At 70.0% G+C, this 15,485-nt stretch carries 12 protein-coding genes; all 12 read left to right on the top strand.

What is annotated here, in order from left to right:
• The first annotated feature begins 419 nt into the window (after positions 1 to 419).
• The 12 genes from mraZ (at position 420) to LDQ05_RS10060 (ending at position 15,465) form a co-directional block, all read left to right on the top strand.
• A complete protein-coding gene (gene mraZ / locus LDQ05_RS10115; RefSeq protein WP_226436826.1) occupies positions 420 to 851 on the top strand; it encodes a division/cell wall cluster transcriptional repressor MraZ in 432 nt (143 codons plus the stop codon).
• 223 nt (positions 852 to 1,074) lie between these two features.
• Positions 1,075 to 2,097, top strand: a complete 1,023-nt coding sequence (gene rsmH / locus LDQ05_RS10110; protein WP_226436825.1) for a 16S rRNA (cytosine(1402)-N(4))-methyltransferase RsmH — start codon at positions 1,075 to 1,077, stop codon at positions 2,095 to 2,097.
• A 3-nt stretch (positions 2,098 to 2,100) separates the two neighbouring features.
• Positions 2,101 to 2,862, top strand: a complete 762-nt coding sequence (gene ftsL / locus LDQ05_RS10105) for a cell division protein FtsL (RefSeq protein WP_226436824.1) — start codon at positions 2,101 to 2,103, stop codon at positions 2,860 to 2,862.
• A complete protein-coding gene (locus tag LDQ05_RS10100; protein WP_226436823.1) occupies positions 2,859 to 4,739 on the top strand; it encodes a peptidoglycan D,D-transpeptidase FtsI family protein in 1,881 nt (626 codons plus the stop codon). The genes ftsL and LDQ05_RS10100 overlap by 4 nt, the downstream gene beginning before the upstream one ends.
• 90 nt (positions 4,740 to 4,829) lie before the next feature.
• Positions 4,830 to 6,503 carry a UDP-N-acetylmuramoyl-L-alanyl-D-glutamate--2,6-diaminopimelate ligase gene (locus LDQ05_RS10095; protein ID WP_372461072.1) on the top strand — a complete coding sequence of 558 codons (1,674 nt, stop codon included), beginning with the start codon at positions 4,830 to 4,832 and terminating at the stop codon, positions 6,501 to 6,503.
• Positions 6,500 to 8,026 carry a UDP-N-acetylmuramoyl-tripeptide--D-alanyl-D-alanine ligase gene (locus LDQ05_RS10090; RefSeq protein WP_226436821.1) on the top strand — a complete coding sequence of 509 codons (1,527 nt, stop codon included), beginning with the start codon at positions 6,500 to 6,502 and terminating at the stop codon, positions 8,024 to 8,026. The genes LDQ05_RS10095 and LDQ05_RS10090 overlap by 4 nt, the downstream gene beginning before the upstream one ends.
• The gene (mraY, locus tag LDQ05_RS10085) at positions 8,023 to 9,102 is read left to right on the top strand and encodes a phospho-N-acetylmuramoyl-pentapeptide-transferase (RefSeq protein WP_226436820.1); all 1,080 of its coding nucleotides are present in this window, start codon (positions 8,023 to 8,025) and stop codon (positions 9,100 to 9,102) included. Before LDQ05_RS10090 ends, mraY begins: the two co-directional genes overlap by 4 nt.
• Before the next feature lie 4 nt (positions 9,103 to 9,106).
• On the top strand, positions 9,107 to 10,582 hold the full coding sequence (murD, locus tag LDQ05_RS10080; protein ID WP_226436819.1) for a UDP-N-acetylmuramoyl-L-alanine--D-glutamate ligase: 1,476 nt from the start codon (positions 9,107 to 9,109) through the stop codon (positions 10,580 to 10,582).
• A 56-nt stretch (positions 10,583 to 10,638) separates the two neighbouring features.
• Positions 10,639 to 12,057 (top strand): putative lipid II flippase FtsW, encoded by a 1,419-nt coding sequence (gene ftsW / locus LDQ05_RS10075; RefSeq protein ID WP_226436831.1) that lies wholly within the window; start codon positions 10,639 to 10,641, stop codon positions 12,055 to 12,057.
• Entirely contained in the window at positions 12,054 to 13,208 is a 1,155-nt protein-coding gene (murG, locus tag LDQ05_RS10070) for an undecaprenyldiphospho-muramoylpentapeptide beta-N-acetylglucosaminyltransferase (protein ID WP_226436818.1), read from the top strand. The genes ftsW and murG overlap by 4 nt, the downstream gene beginning before the upstream one ends.
• Positions 13,205 to 14,734 (top strand): UDP-N-acetylmuramate--L-alanine ligase, encoded by a 1,530-nt coding sequence (gene murC, locus LDQ05_RS10065; protein WP_226436817.1) that lies wholly within the window; start codon positions 13,205 to 13,207, stop codon positions 14,732 to 14,734. The genes murG and murC overlap by 4 nt, the downstream gene beginning before the upstream one ends.
• Positions 14,731 to 15,465: a cell division protein FtsQ/DivIB gene (locus LDQ05_RS10060; protein WP_226436816.1), complete on the top strand. Its 735-nt coding sequence runs from the start codon at positions 14,731 to 14,733 to the stop codon at positions 15,463 to 15,465. Before murC ends, LDQ05_RS10060 begins: the two co-directional genes overlap by 4 nt.
• Positions 15,466 to 15,485 lie beyond the last annotated feature (20 nt).

Genomic DNA, 15,485 nt, shown 5'->3' with positions numbered 1-15,485 from the left:
GGCGCACCCACCCGGGTGCGCCGCTCTTCTGCGTCCCGGGTGCGGTGTGTGTGATCCTGCCCGTCGGTCGGTCTCGGTCGTCGGCCGGCCGACACCCGCGCCCCACCGTCCCCCACGTGCGGACCGCGCTCGGCTCCGGTGGGCCGTCGCCGACGGCGAAACTGCTGGAAAACGCGTGGAACCGGGTGTGGTGTCGCGTGGATCACGCGGATCGACCGGTGCGGGGCGGGTCACCATCGACGGCGGCCCACGCTCCGCGGGGTCGTCACGAGCTGGGAATTCCGTCGCAACACGCCCATTCGCGGCCGTGTAATCAGTTCCGGGTGGGGGGAAGTGGGGTACTGTGGGGCACGTCGGAGCGCGCGGGTCGTTCCGTCGCACGACGAAGCAATCCGTCCCACTTCGACTGGGAGGTCCGGGTGTTCCTCGGTACCTACACGCCGAAGCTGGACGACAAGGGTCGGCTGACGTTGCCGGCCAAGTACCGAGACGAACTGGCGGGAGGGTTGATGATCACCAAAGGGCAGGATCACAGCCTGACCGTCTATCCCCGCGACGAGTTCGCGGCGCTCGCCGAGCGCGCTGCGGCGGCGTCGCGCAGCAACCCGCAGATGCGTGCCTATCTCCGCAACCTCGCGTCGAGCACCGATGAGCAGCGGCCCGACGCGCAGGGGCGGATCACGCTGTCGTCGGCGCACCGCGCCTATGCGGGCCTCACGAAGGACTGCGTGGTGATCGGCTCGGTCAACTATCTCGAGATCTGGAACGCCACCACGTGGGAGGCCTACCTGGCCGAACACGAGGAAGGCTTCTCCGAGGCAAGGGACGAGGTGCTGCGCGACATTCTGTGACGGACTTCGGCTCCGCGGCGAGTGCCGTGAGGCCTCTGCCCGACACCGGCCCTGACGCACTTCCCCAGCGCCAGGTACGGACCGGAAGCCCTGGCACACTTCCCCAGTGCCAGGTCCCCGGAATCGGACAGAGCCCTCTGGGCATTCGCCGCCCCCGTATCCGGATCACCCGGCCGACCACCGACAACACCGCATTCGATCGAAGCAGGATTCCGGAGGACACATGGCGGACGGCGAGGGTGACGCCGCAGAGCACGACGGTGCAGGGCACGACGGCGAGTTCGGGCACGTGCCGGTTCTCCTGGACCGTGCGGTGGAGCTTCTCGGCCCGGCGATCGAGGCGGCAGGACCGGGAGGCGCCGGTGCGGTGTACGTCGACGCCACCCTCGGTCTCGGCGGACACTCCGAACACTTCCTGCGCACCTTTCCGAGGCTCCGACTCGTCGGCCTCGACCGCGATCCGAACGCACTCGCGATCGCCCGGGCGCGGCTGGCGCATCACGCGGACCGGACGGACTTCGTGCACACCCGTTACGACGGAATCGCCGCCGCACTCGATGCGTGCGGTCTCGCGCGGGAAGGATCCGTCCACGCGATCCTGTTCGACCTCGGTGTGTCGTCGATGCAACTCGACGAAGCGGACCGCGGCTTCGCATACGCCCGGGACGCGCCGCTCGACATGCGGATGGACCCGACGACCGGGATCACCGCCGCCGACGTCCTGAACACGTACAGCCACGGCGATCTCGCCCGGATCCTCAGTACGTACGGTGAGGAGCGCTTCGCGGGGAAGATCGCGTCGGAGATCGTGCGGGCGCGGCAGAAGGCTCCGCTGCGGACCAGCGGTGAACTCGTCGAACTCCTGTACCGCACCATCCCCGCCGCGTCGCGTCGCACGGGTGGTCATCCCGCCAAGCGCACCTTCCAGGCGTTGCGGGTGGAGGTGAACGCCGAACTGGATTCGTTGCGCGCAGCGATCCCGGCTGCGCTCGACGCGCTGGCCGTCGGTGGGCGAGTCGTGTTCATGTCCTACCAGTCGCTGGAGGATCGCGTGGTGAAGCAGGAGCTCACGCCGCGCTCGAAATCCCGCAGTCCCGAAGGTCTTCCGGTGGAGCTTCCGGGGATGGGCCCCGAACTGAGGATCCTCACCCGCGGCGCGGAGCGCGCATCCGAACACGAGATCGAGATCAATCCGAGGTCGGCTCCGGTGCGCCTGCGGGCCGCGGAACGAATCGCCAGGAGGTAATCGATGACTGTGCAGGTGGCGGCACCGCTCCGCGCCCGGCCGGCACGTTCGAATGCGGCTCAGCGCGCGTACCGACGTCGGAATCAGCGCGCCGCGCAGACCGGGACGGCACCTGTGCAGACCCGAGGTCGCACCACGGGAGCCGGACGTGTCGCGACACGGATCCCGTTCGTGGCGACCATCATCGCGCTGCTCGGGGCGGGAATGGCACTGACCCTGTTCCTGACCACCCGGGCGGCGGAGGACTCCTACGAACTCAGCACGGCGCGCGCCTACAACATGAGTCTCGTACAGCAGCGGGCGGTTCTCCAGCGGGACGTGGAGGCAGGACTGTCGGCACCCGTTCTCGCGCAGCGCGCGGCAGAACTGGGGATGATCCCGAGCGGCGATGTTGCGCGTCTCGTCGTTGCGGCGGACGGAACGGTGACGGTCGTCGGTGACCCGGTGCCGGCGCAGGGAGCGCCCGCCGCACCGCTCAGTTCGTCGGTGCGCGACGACGTGCGGGTGCAGACACCGCTGGCCGGTAGCGCCGGCACCGAGAATCCCCGGCCGCTGTCCCCGGAGGGGGAGCAACCGCAGCCGCAGGCGACCGTCGACCCGCAGCAGCGGGCGGCGGCGGTCGCCGAGGCCCCGCGGGCGGCGGAGGTCGGCGGGGTTCCGCAACCGCACGGGACTCCGGCCGGAGCCTCCGCGGAGGCACCGGCCGAACCGGCGGGCGTGCCGGTCGAGGTGCTGCCGGGATCGGAGGAGGACGGCCCGCGGTGAATCGGAGCGCGACACCACGCCGACCGTCCCCGGCGCGTCGCCCCGCCCGGGCCCGGCCGCGACGAGGGAAGCGGGATACGACGGACTTCGGGTTCCGCAACCGGCTCGGATTGGCCGCGATCTGCGTCGTACTCGGACTCGCGGCGGCGCAGCTGTTGTCGGTGCAGGTGTTCCAGGCGCCGCGGTTGTCGGCCGAGGCGGCGAGTCAGCGGACCACCCGGCTCGTCGAGCCCGCGACCCGGGGCACGATCAGCGACCGCAACGGCAGCCCGCTGGCCTACACGATGGAGGCGAAGGCCCTCACCTTCCAGCCGGTGCGGGTACGTGAGGAACTCGACGAGGCGCACGCGAAGGATCCGTCCGCGCCCGAGACGTCCGCCTACCTGGAGGGCGTCGCCGAGGCGGTGCATGCCGCTCTCGGCGCCGCCGCGCCGGAGAAGGATGTCCTCGCGAAGCTGCGGAGCGACGAGACGTTCGTATACCTCGCGCGAGGAGTCGATCCCGGAGTCGCGGCGAAGATCGTCGACGAGTACGAGATGGTGGGGCTCGAACGCCAGGACATCCGGTTGTATCCGGGTGGTTCGCTGGGCGCCAACATCGTCGGCGCGACCGGCTGGGACGGGCACGGCCTGATCGGGCTCGAGGCGTCGATGGACGCCGTGCTCGCCGGCACCGACGGCTCGTCGACCTACGACCGTGGCTCCGACGGTGCCGTGATCCCGGGAAGCTGGCGTGACCAGCAGCCGGCCGTGGACGGGTCGGCCGTGGAACTGACCATCGACAACGACATCCAGTACCACGTGCAGCAGCAGGTGCAGCGCGCGAAGGACCTGTCCGGTGCCCGCAACGCGTCTGCGGTCGTCCTCGACGTGCACACCGGTGAGGTGCTCGCGATGTCCAGCGACAGCACGTTCGACCCGTCCATCGGTGTCGCGAACAATCCCGCGGACGCGGAACTCGGCAACCCGGCGGTGAGCTCACCGTTCGAGCCGGGTTCGGTGAACAAGATCATCACGGCGGCGGCGGCGATCGAGGACGGGCTCACCACACCGGACGAGGTCCTGCAGGTTCCCGGAAGCATCTCGATGGCCGGCGTGACCGTCAAGGACGCATGGGACCACGGTGTCGTCCCGTACACCACGACCGGTGTCTTCGGGAAGTCGTCGAACGTCGGCACGCTCATGCTCGCGCAGCGGGTCGGGGAGGACCGGTTCGCGGACATGCTGACCCTCTTCGGGCTCGGCCAACGCACCGACGTCGGGCTCCCCGGAGAGTCCGCCGGTCTGGTCCCGAGCCGCGAGCAGTGGTCCGGCGGCACCTTCGCGAACCTGCCCATCGGCCAGGGACTGTCGATGACCCTGCTGCAGATGACCGCCATCTATCAGGCCATCGCCAACGACGGGGAGCGGATACCGCCGCGCATCGTGCGCGCCACGATCGGTCCGGACGGTACCCGCACCGAGACACCGGATCCCGACCCGATCCGCGTGGTCAGCCCGCAGACCGCCACCACCGTCCGCGACATGTTCCGTGCCGTGGTGCAGAGCGACACCGGGAACCAGCAGGGAACGGGCGCCCAGGCCGCGGTGGAGGGCTACCAGATCAGCGGAAAGACCGGAACCGCCCAGCAGATCGATCCGAACTGCGGCTGCTACTCCAACTCCGAGTACTGGATCACGTTCGCGGGGATCGCCCCCGCCGACGATCCGCGCTATGTGATCGGGATCATGCTCGATGCTCCCACGCGCAGCTCGGACGGGAGCGGCGGTCAGTCGGCCGCGCCCCTGTTCCACGACATCGCATCGTGGCTGCTCCAGCGTGAAGGGGTGCCGGTGTCACCGGACCCCGGCAGCAAACTCGTCCTGCAGGTGGACTGACGTCCACCGTGATCGGCGTGCGCGGGTGCGTGTCGGATGCGGACGGGTGACGGCCTGCGAGCGAACCGTGGGTAATCTGACACGTCGGCAATGACTGCGACTCCGACCGTCACCGAACACCGACGCACCGCGCGGCAAGAGAGGAACCTGGAACCAGTGCCATCGAGTCCGGATCCGTCCGTCCCTGCGGGGGGACGCCGACCCGAGCATCCCCCGGTCACGCGTCTCGACGACCTCGCCGCCGCGATCGGTGCCGAACTGACCGTGGTGGGTGGCGCGGGACGTCCCGCCGACACCGTGACCGGCATCGACCTGCGGGCTCAGGACGTGCTTCCCGGTGACCTGTTCGCGGCGCTTCCCGGAGCGCACGCACACGGCGCCACGTACGCGCGTGCCGCGCTGGACCGCGGCGCCGTCGCCGTGTTCACCGATCCCGCCGGCGCCGAGATCGTCGCCGGGATCGCCTCCGCCGCCACCGCCGTCCTGATCCACCCCGAGCCCCGCGCGGTACTCGGCGCGGCCTCGGCGACGGTGTACGGGGATCCGTCCGAACGGATGCAGATCATCGGCATCACCGGAACATCCGGCAAGACCACCACCGCGTATCTGGTGGAGGCCGGTCTCGCCGCGGCCGGGCGGGTCACCGGACTCGTCGGCACCGTCGAGATCCGCGTGGCGGGCCGGCGGGTCCCCAGCGCCCTGACCACCCCCGAGGCCCCGCAACTGCACGCGCTGTTCGCGGCCATGCTCGAGCGCGGAGTGGACACCGTCGTCATGGAAGTGTCCAGTCACGCGTTGGCCCTCGGCCGTGTCGCCGCGACACGATTCGACCTGGGCGCCTTCACCAACCTGTCGCAGGATCACCTCGACTTCCACCGGGACCTCGACGACTACTTCGACGCCAAGGCGCGACTGTTCGCTGCCGGATCACCGGTGCGGGCCGAACGCGCGATCGTCTGCGTCGACGACCGATGGGGGCGGCGCATGGCGGCGGTCGCCGCTGTCGACCGCACACCCGACGTCGTGCAGACCGTCGCGGTCACCGAAGGTGACGCCGACTGGACCGTCACGGGCGAGACCACCGACCCGTCGGGCACCCAGCACTTCGACCTGATCGCCCCCGACGGCTCCACACACCGCATCGGTGTGCGCCTGCCCGGCCGCTACAACATCGCCAACGCCGCACTGGCCGTCGCGTTGTGCGTCGCGGCAGGAGTCGACGTCGACTCCGCGGCCCGAGGAGTCGCGACCGTCGACGTGCCCGGACGCGTCGAACGCATCGACCGGGGCCAGAACTATCTCGCGGTCGTCGACTACGCCCACAAACCCGCCGCGCTCGACGCGGTCATCACCACACTGCGGCGCGGAACCACCGGGCGGATCGCCGTGGTGGTCGGTGCCGGTGGCGACAGGGACCGGGAGAAGCGACCGCTCATGGGAGCCATCGCCGCGGCATCCGCAGACTTCGTCGTGATCACCGACGACAATCCGCGCACCGAGGACCCGGCTTCGATCCGGGCCGCGCTGCTCGAGGGCACGCGCACCGTGCCCGACGACGAACGCGCCGAGATCCACGAGATCGGCGACCGCGCGGACGCCATCGCCGCCGCCGTGGCCTGGGCACGGCCGGGTGACGTCGTTCTCGTCGCGGGTAAGGGCCACGAACGTGGTCAGGAGATCGACGGAGTCAAACATCCGTTCGACGACCGTGAGGTGCTCGCGGCCGCCGTCGAACAGCAGCAGCGTTGTGGAGGCACGCAATGATCCCGATGACAGTGGGCCGGATCGCGGAGGTGGTCGGCGGCACACTGCACGATGTCGACGACCCGGACGCGGAGATCACCGGCACCGTCGAGTTCGACTCCCGCAGAATCCAGCGGGGAGGGTTGTTCCTGGCGTTGCCCGGCGCGACCTCCGACGGTCACGATCACGCGGCCGCCGCGATCGCCGCGGGCGCCGTCGCCGTCGTCGCGGCACGCCCCGTCGGGGTTCCCGCGATCGTCGTACCTCCCGTACAGGTGGGCGACGACAACACCCTCGCGCTCGAACACGACACCGACGGGTCCGGGGCCGCCGTGCTCGCCGCCCTCGGCACGCTCGCACGCCACGTCGTCGACGTCCTCACCGAGGACGGCCTGACCGTGGTCGGAGTGACCGGCTCCGCCGGCAAGACGTCGACGAAGGACCTCATCGCCGCGGTGCTGGAACCGCTGGGCCCGGTCGTCGCGCCGCCCGGATCGTTCAACAACGAACTCGGGCACCCCTGGACCGCGCTGCGCGCCGACCGACAGACCCGATTCCTGGTCCTCGAGATGTCGGCCCGCGGTCGCGGGCACATCGCCGCGCTCGCGCGGATCGCACCACCGCGAATCGGTGCCGTACTCAACGTCGGCACCGCCCACCTCGGCGAATTCGGGTCCCGCGAGGCCATCGCCCGCACCAAGGGCGAACTCGTCGAGGCGCTGCCCACCGCCACCGACGGTGGTGTGGCGATCCTCAACGCCGACGACACGCTCGTCGCCGAGATGGCCGGGCGCACCCGCGCCCGCGTCGTGACCGTCGGCGCCACCGCGGCCGCGGACGTCGCCGCGACCGATGTGCGACTCGACGACCGTGCCTGCGCCCGATACACCCTCGTCGTCCGCGACCCCGCGACCGGAACGGAGGTGCAGGCGCCCGTGCAACTCACCGTGCACGGTGAACACCAGGTGGGCAACTCCCTGACCGCCGTCGCCGTCGCACTCGAATGCGGTGCCACCGCCGAACAGGCCGCTGCCGCCGTGTCCGCGGCCGGTGCCGTGTCCGCGCACCGCATGGCCGTGCACACCCGCGGCGACGGAATCACCGTCATCGACGACGCCTACAACGCGAACCCCGACTCCATGCGCGCCGGGCTCAAGGCCCTCGCGACGATGGCGCGGGGCGGTGACCGACCCCGCCGCACCTTCGCAGTCCTCGGCGAGATGATGGAACTCGGCGACGACTCCGTCGTCGAACACGACCTCATCGGGCGGCTCGCCGTCCGCCTCGACATCACCCGCATCATCGCGGTCGGTGCGACACGCCCGGTCCGCGGACTGTTCCAGGGCGCGGTGATGGAAGGATCGTGGGGCGAGGAGGCCAGCCACGTACCCGACCCGGCCGCGGCGCTCGCGCTGCTGCGCGAAGAACTGCGGCCCGGCGACATCGTGCTGGTGAAAGCATCGCAATCGGTGGGCCTGTGGACGGTCGCCGACGAACTGCTCGGTGACAGCGGAACTGCTGTGGGAACGGAGGCGGCACGGTGAGACAGATCCTTTTCGCCGCGGGCATCGCGCTCGCGGTGTCGATCCTGCTCACGCCGGTGCTCATCAAGGCGTTCTCGCGGCAGGGATTCGGACAGGAGATCCGGGTCGAAGGACCGCAGAGTCATCAGTCCAAACGCGGCACACCGACGATGGGTGGCGTCGCGATCCTCGCCGGCCTGTGGGCCGGGTACTGGGGGTCACACCTGATCGGCATGGCCTACGACGCTGAAGGCCCGACCGCATCGGGTCTGCTGGTCCTCGGATTGACGACCGCGCTCGGCGGGGTCGGTTTCCTCGACGACTTCATCAAGATCCGCAAGCAACGCAACCTCGGCCTGAACAAGACGGCCAAGCTCGTCGGCCAGCTCGTCGTGGCCGTGGCCTTCGGCATCCTGGCACTTCAGTTCCGCAACGCGGACGGCCTGACCCCCGCGAGCACCGACCTGTCGTACGTGCGTGACATCGCGACGGTGTCGATGGGGTCGGTCGTGTTCATCCTGTTCATGTACCTGCTGGTCAGTGCCTGGTCGAACGCGGTCAACCTCACCGACGGACTCGACGGCCTCGCCGCCGGATCCATGTCGCTGGTACTCGGCGCCTACGTGATCATCACGTTCTGGCAGTACCGCAACTCGTGCGTCGCCGAACCCACCAAGGGCTGTTACGACGTGCGTGACCCCCTCGACCTGGCGCTGTTGTGCGCCGCCGGTGCCGCCGCCTGCATCGGCTTCCTGTGGTGGAACGCCGCGCCCGCCAAGATCTTCATGGGCGACACGGGGTCGCTCGCGCTCGGCGGTATGCTCGCCGGTCTCTCGGTGACCACCCGCACCGAACTGCTCATGGTCGTCATCGGTGCGCTGTTCGTCGCGGAGGCGGCGTCCGTGCTCATCCAGGTCGCCGTGTTCCGATCCAGCCGACGCCGAGTGTTCCGCATGGCCCCGTTCCACCACCACTTCGAGCTCGGCGGCTGGGCGGAAACCACGGTGATCATCCGCTTCTGGTTGCTCGCCGCCATCGCCTCCGCGATCGGGCTCGCACTGTTCTACAGCGAGTACCTCGCGGCGATCGGGGACTGACACCGTGACCGATCAACTGGAACGACTTCGCGGAGCGCACGTCCTGGTGGCGGGAGCCGGTGTCTCCGGCCGCGCCACGATCGGTCCGCTGACCGACCTCGGAGCGCACGTCACCGTCGCCGACCGGAACCGTGATGCGCTGGCGGCCTGCACCGAACTCGGTGCCGACACCATCGACCTGGACGTCCTCGTCGACGAGCCCGCACGACTGAAGGACTTCGCGCTCGTCGTCACCAGCCCCGGATTCCCACCGGACTCCCCGCTGCTGTCCCGCGCCGCCGGAGCAGCCGTCCCCATCTGGGGTGACATCGAACTGTCGTGGCGCATCGACCGGGCCGAACTGTACGGACCGGCACGTCGCTGGCTGGTCGTCACCGGCACCAACGGCAAGACGACCACGACGATGATGCTCCACTCCGTCCTCGACGCCGCCGGCATCCCCAGCGTGGCCTGCGGCAACATCGGGTTGCCGGTTCTCGACGCGCTGCGGCGCACCGACCGGCGCGCCGAAGTCCTCGCCGTCGAACTGTCCTCGTTCCAGCTGCACTGGGCACCCTCCGTCCGGCCCGCGGCCGGGGTCGTACTCAACATCGCCGAGGACCACCTCGACTGGCACGGCGGAATCGAGAACTACATCGACGCCAAACTCCGGGCGCTCACCGGCGCCGTCGGCGTCATCGGACTCGACGATCCGATCGCCGGCGGTCTCGTCGACCGGTCGCAGGCACTGGTCACCGTCGGATTCACGCTCGGCTACCCACAACCGGGTCAGCTCGGCATCAGCGGCGACGTGCTCGTCGACAGGGCCTTCGCCGACTCCGCGGTGCTCGCCTCCGTCACCGACGTGACGCCACCCGGGCCGGCAGGCCTCGCCGACGCCCTCGCCGCCGCCGCCCTCGCCCGCGCCATCGACGTGCCGGAAGCCGCCGTCCACGACGGCCTGCAGCGACACCGGGTGGGTCCGCACCGCGCCGCGCCGGTCGGAACCGTGGGCGGTGTCGAGTACGTCGACGATTCGAAGGCCACCAATCCGCATGCCGCACGCAGCTCACTGCTGGCGCACGACCCGGTCGTGTGGATCGCCGGCGGTCTCCTCAAAGGCGCCCGCGTCGACGAACTCGTCGCCGAGGTCGCGCCCCGCCTCACCGGTGCCGTGCTGTTGGGTCGCGACGCCGCCGAGATCGCGGAGGCACTCACGCGACACGCCCCCGGGGTCCCCGTCGTGGTCGTCGACACGCGCGACGATGGCACCGTGACCGCAGGAACGACCGACCACCGCCACATCGCGCTGCCCGGCGCCGACGGGCCCACCGCGATGCGCACGGCGGTACGCGAAGCGGCGCGGCTCGCCGCCGACGGCGCCACGGTGCTGCTCGCACCCGCAGCTGCATCACTCGACATGTTCGACGACTACGCCCAACGTGGCCGCAGCTTCGCCGATGCCGTGGACGAACTACGCGGAGGCGGGACAGCGAGGTGAACCCGACGCAGGCCGCCTCACCGGCACGGACCGTGCGCGGCCGCGTCGGCGTGTGGATGGCGCGGCCCCTCGCGTCGTTCCACCTCGTGGTGACCATCGCGCTGCTGCTGACCGTGCTCGGGCTCGTGATGGTGCTGTCGTCATCGAGTGTCGAGTCCGTGGCCGCCGACGGATCGCCCTACGACAAGTTCACCTCCCAGTTCGTCTTCGCGCTCATCGGGCTCGTGGTGTTCTACCTGGCCCTGCAGATCCCGGTGCGAACTCTCCGGAAGTTCTCCTTCCCGGCCTTCGCGATCTCCGTGATCATGCTCGCCCTGGTGCTCATCCCCGGCATCGGCACGAAGTCCCAGGGCACGCGCGGCTGGTTCGTGATCGGCGGTGTGTCCCTGCAGCCGTCGGAGATCGCGAAGATCACCCTCGCCGTGTGGGGCGCGCATCTGCTCGCATCCCGCCGCGGAGAGAGCGCCACCCTCAAGGAGATGCTGGTACCGCTCGTTCCGGCCGCGCTGCTCGTGACGATCCTGATCGTCCTCCAACCCGATCTCGGCACCACCGTCTCGCTGTTCATCATCGTCCTCGCCCTTTTGTGGTTCGCGGGCCTGCCGTTGAAGGTGTTCATCGGAATCGTCGGCACCGCTGCCGCGAGCGCCACCGTCCTCGCACTCACCGCCGGATACCGGTCCGCGCGGGTGCGCGCCTTCTTCAATCCCGGTGACGACCCTCAGGGCAGCGGCTACCAGGCACGGCAGGCCAGGTATTCGCTCGCGGACGGTGGACTGTGGGGACGTGGACTCGGACAGAGCCGAGCCAAATGGAACTATCTGCCGAACGCCCACAACGACTTCATCTTCGCCATCATCGGCGAAGAACTCGGGTTCCTCGGCGGCGTCGCGGTGATCGGGTTGTTCGGCCTGTTCGCGTACGTCGGCCTGCGCATCGCGATGAGGTCGGTCGACCCCTTCCTGCGCCTGTTCACCGCCACCGCCACCACCTGGATCATCGGGCAGGCCTTCATCAACATCGGCTACGTCGTCGGTCTGCTGCCGGTGACGGGACTGCAGCTTCCGCTGGTGTCGGCGGGTGGGACGTCCACCGTGACGACCCTGCTCATGTTCGGCCTCATCGCGAGCGCCGCGCGGCACGAACCCGAAGCCGTCGCCGCGCTCAACGCCGGGCAGGACGGGCGTTTCGCCCGATTGTTCCGGATCCGGAAACCGGAACCGTACCTACCGGTCCGGGCGGGTGCCGGTCGCCCCGCACGGCCACGTCGAGCACCCCGCCCGGAAGCAGCGGGCCGACGCACACCCCGGAACCAGGCGGCAGCCCCGAGAACCGCCACGAGATCCCAACGCACCACCCGAACCGCCGCCGGGGCAGGATCGGGAACAGCACGATCGAGAACCGCACGCGCCTCGGGCACGACCCGGGGACGCGGAAGCAACGGAAGAACCGGAGAGCGAGGAAACCGTAGGTGAGTGGGGACACGTCCACCCTGTCCGTGGTGGTGGCAGGAGGTGGCACGGCCGGGCACATCGAACCGGCCCTCGCCGTGGCCGACGCGATACGAGAACTCGTTCCGGGCGCGACCGTCACGGCACTGGGAACCACCCGCGGCCTCGAGACGACCCTCGTCCCACGCCGCGGTTATCCGCTCGAACTGATCCCGCCGGTGCCGCTGCCCCGCAAACCCACCGTGGATCTGCTGAAACTGCCGTCCAGGGTGCTCGCATCCGTGCGCCGCACCCGGGAAGTACTCGACAACGTCGACGCCGACGTCGTCGTCGGTTTCGGCGGATACGTTGCCCTGCCCGCCTACCTCGCGGCCGGATCGGGGCTGCTCCGTCGGCGCCGGCGGATCCCCGTGGTCGTACACGAGGCGAACGCCGGTGCAGGCATCGCCAACCGGATCGGTGCGGTGCGGGCCGCGCGGGTGCTCGCCGCGGTTCCGGGATCGGGCATCGTCCGCAAGGGAGACGCCGAGATCGTCGGGATACCCGTCCGGACGTCGATCACATCGCTGGATCGGGCAGCGCTGCGCACCGAAGCGCGACGGCACTTCGGGCTTCCGGACGACACACCCGTGCTCCTGGTCTTCGGGGGATCCCAGGGGGCCCGGTCGCTCAACGACGCCGTCACCGGCGCCTCGGCGGACCTCGCCGAGGCGGGGATCGCCGTACTGCACGCGCACGGACCGAAGAACACCGTCGACGTACCGGCACATCCCGGGCACGAGACGGCGCCCTACGTCGCCGTTCCCTACCTCGAACGGATGGACCTCGCGTACTCGGCGGCCGACGCCGTCATGTGCCGGTCCGGGGCGATGACCGTCGCGGAAGTCTCCGCCGTCGGGCTTCCCGCCGTGTACGTTCCGCTGCCACACGGCAACGGCGAACAGGAACTCAACGCCCGACCGGTCGTCGCCGCCGGCGGCGGGATGATCGTGGCGGACGCCGACCTGACACCCGCCTTCGTCGCAGAATCCGTGATCCCCCTGCTCGGCGACCCGGACCGCCTCACGGCGATGGGACGCAGCGCGGCAGCGGCAGGCCACCGAAGTGCCGCGGACGACGTTGCCAGAATCGTGCTGGACGTAGCAGGCACGGAACCGAACAGGAGTGGACGATGAACGCGGAGTTGCCCGCAGAACTGCAGCGGGTGCACATGGTGGGCATCGGCGGAGCCGGAATGTCCGGTATCGCACGTATCCTCCTCGCGCGCGGCGGGCAGGTCTCCGGATCCGACGCGAAAGAGAGCAGGGGAGTCCTCGCGCTGAGGGCGCGCGGCGCCCACGTGCAGGTCGGACACGACGCGGGTGCACTCGATCTCGTCGAGGGTGGCCCGACCGCCGTCGTCACCACCTTCGCCGCGATCCCGCAGGACAATCCGGAACTCGTCGCCGCACGAGAACGCGGCATTCCCGTGCTGATGCGCCCGACCGTGCTCGCCGCACTCATGCGAGGTCACCGCACCTTCCTCGTGTCGGGCACGCACGGAAAGACCTCGACGACCTCGATGCTGGTCGTGACACTGCAGCACTGCGGATTCGATCCGTCCTTCGCGGTGGGTGGCGAGCTCAACGAATCCGGGACCAACGCGCACCACGGCAGCGGCGACGTGTTCGTGGCCGAAGCCGACGAGAGTGACGGGTCGCTGCTGCAGTACGACCCGAACATGGTGATCGTCACCAACATCGAAGCCGATCACCTCGATTACTTCGGGAGTGCCGAGGCGTACGTCCAGGTGTTCGACGACTTCGTCGCGCGACTGTCCCCGGGTGGCCTGCTCGTGGTGTGCCTGGACGATCCCGGCGCCGCGGACCTCGCCCGGCGGGTCGTCGCCCTCGAACGCTCCGACCTGCGTGTCACCGGCTACGGATCCGTGTCCGTCATCGGAACCGGCGACACCTACGAGGGGGTTCCCGTGGGTGTGCGGCTCGTCGACTGGGAAGCGAAGGACGTCGGCGGGGTCGCCGAGTTCCACCTCGCGGGCGAGCAGGCGTCCCGCACGGTGCGCCTGGCTGTTCCCGGTCGCCACATGGCACTCAACGCTTTGGCAGCGCTTCTGGGTGCCCTCGAGGCCGGGGCGCAGGTCGAGGAGGCGGTCGAGGGACTCGCCGGGTTCGGGGGTGTGCACCGACGTTTCCAGTACAGCGGGCGCGAGCACGGCGTTCGAGTGTTCGACGACTACGCCCACCACCCGACGGAGGTGCGGGCCGTTCTGACCGCGGCCGCGGAACTGGTGGCGGGAGAACCGCTGCGCTACACCGAGGACGGTACCGAGCGGCCCCGCGTGATCGTCGTGTTCCAACCGCATCTCTACTCACGCACGGAGACCTTCGCCGCGGAGTTCGGCGCCGCGCTCGACCTCGCCGACGAGGTGGTCGTCCTCGATGTCTACGGCGCCCGCGAGGAACCGATCCCCGGAGTCAGCGGGGTGCTGGTGGCGCGGGGGGTGTCCAAGCCGGTGCACTACCAACCCGACCTGTCGCTCGTGCCGCGGCAGGTGGCGGCACTCAGTCGTCCCGGCGACGTCGTGATCACGATGGGTGCCGGTGACGTGACCATGCTCGGACGGCAGATCCTCGACGCACTGCACAGCAAACCGAGCCGGTTCCGGTCCGCGGAGACCGGTGCGGAGTCGAGCGGCTCGTGACGCCCGCCGCGACCCGCGCCGCCGTGCGCCCGGACCGCCGCAACAAGGCGCGTCGCCCGTCGGGGCGATCGGTACGACTGCGCACCGTGCTGATCGGTGCCGGAGTCGTGCTGGTGCTCCTGGCCGCGATCGTCGTGGCGTGGTTGTCGCCGCTGCTGTCGGTGCGGACCGTGGACGTGGTCGGTGTCGAGACCCTCACCGAGGGTGAGGTCGTCGACGTACTCGGCGTCGCGGAGGGAACCCCGCTCCTGCAGGTCGATACCGCCGCTGCGGCACAGCGGGTGGCGGCGCTGCCCCGAGTCGCGTCGGCGCGTGTGCAGCGGGTGTATCCGTCGACCGTGCGTGTGACCGTGGTCGAACGGGTCGCGGTGGTGTACTTCGATGCGCCCGACGGAACGCATTCCGTCGACGCCGAAGGCGTCGACTTCGCCGTCGAACCACCCCCGATGCTCACCCCCCGACTGGTGACCGCCACGCCCGGTACCGGTGATCCGGCGACACTCGTGGCGGTGCAGATCCTCGAGTCCCTCCCGCCGGACCTGCGTGTCCAGGTGCAGGAGATCGCGGCCGGATCCGAATCGGACGTCTCGATCACCCTCGGAGACGGCCGCGTGGTGATCTGGGGAGGACCCGAGCGTTCCGAGCGGAAGGCCGCGGTGATCGGCCCGCTGCTGACCCAGCCCGGGCAGCGGTACGACGTGTCGAGCCCCGACCTGCCGACGGTCCGGTGAGGTGATCGGATGTGCTCGAC

The organism is Rhodococcus yananensis, assembly GCF_020515525.1.
GTDB classification, from domain to species: domain Bacteria; phylum Actinomycetota; class Actinomycetes; order Mycobacteriales; family Mycobacteriaceae; genus Rhodococcus; species Rhodococcus yananensis.
Note: the sequence above shows the minus strand (reverse complement) of the source record. Positions and strands in the feature narration are given on the sequence as shown.

Coding starts and splice junctions, on each gene's coding strand:
- murC (WP_226436817.1), top strand. CDS start 13,205: ATGAACGCGGAGTTGCCCGCAGAACTGCAGCGGGTGCACATGGTGGGC.
- LDQ05_RS10090 (WP_226436821.1), top strand. CDS start 6,500: ATGATCCCGATGACAGTGGGCCGGATCGCGGAGGTGGTCGGCGGCACA.
- ftsL (WP_226436824.1), top strand. CDS start 2,101: ATGACTGTGCAGGTGGCGGCACCGCTCCGCGCCCGGCCGGCACGTTCG.
- LDQ05_RS10095 (WP_372461072.1), top strand. CDS start 4,830: ATGACTGCGACTCCGACCGTCACCGAACACCGACGCACCGCGCGGCAA.
- rsmH (WP_226436825.1), top strand. CDS start 1,075: ATGGCGGACGGCGAGGGTGACGCCGCAGAGCACGACGGTGCAGGGCAC.
- ftsW (WP_226436831.1), top strand. CDS start 10,639: ATGGCGCGGCCCCTCGCGTCGTTCCACCTCGTGGTGACCATCGCGCTG.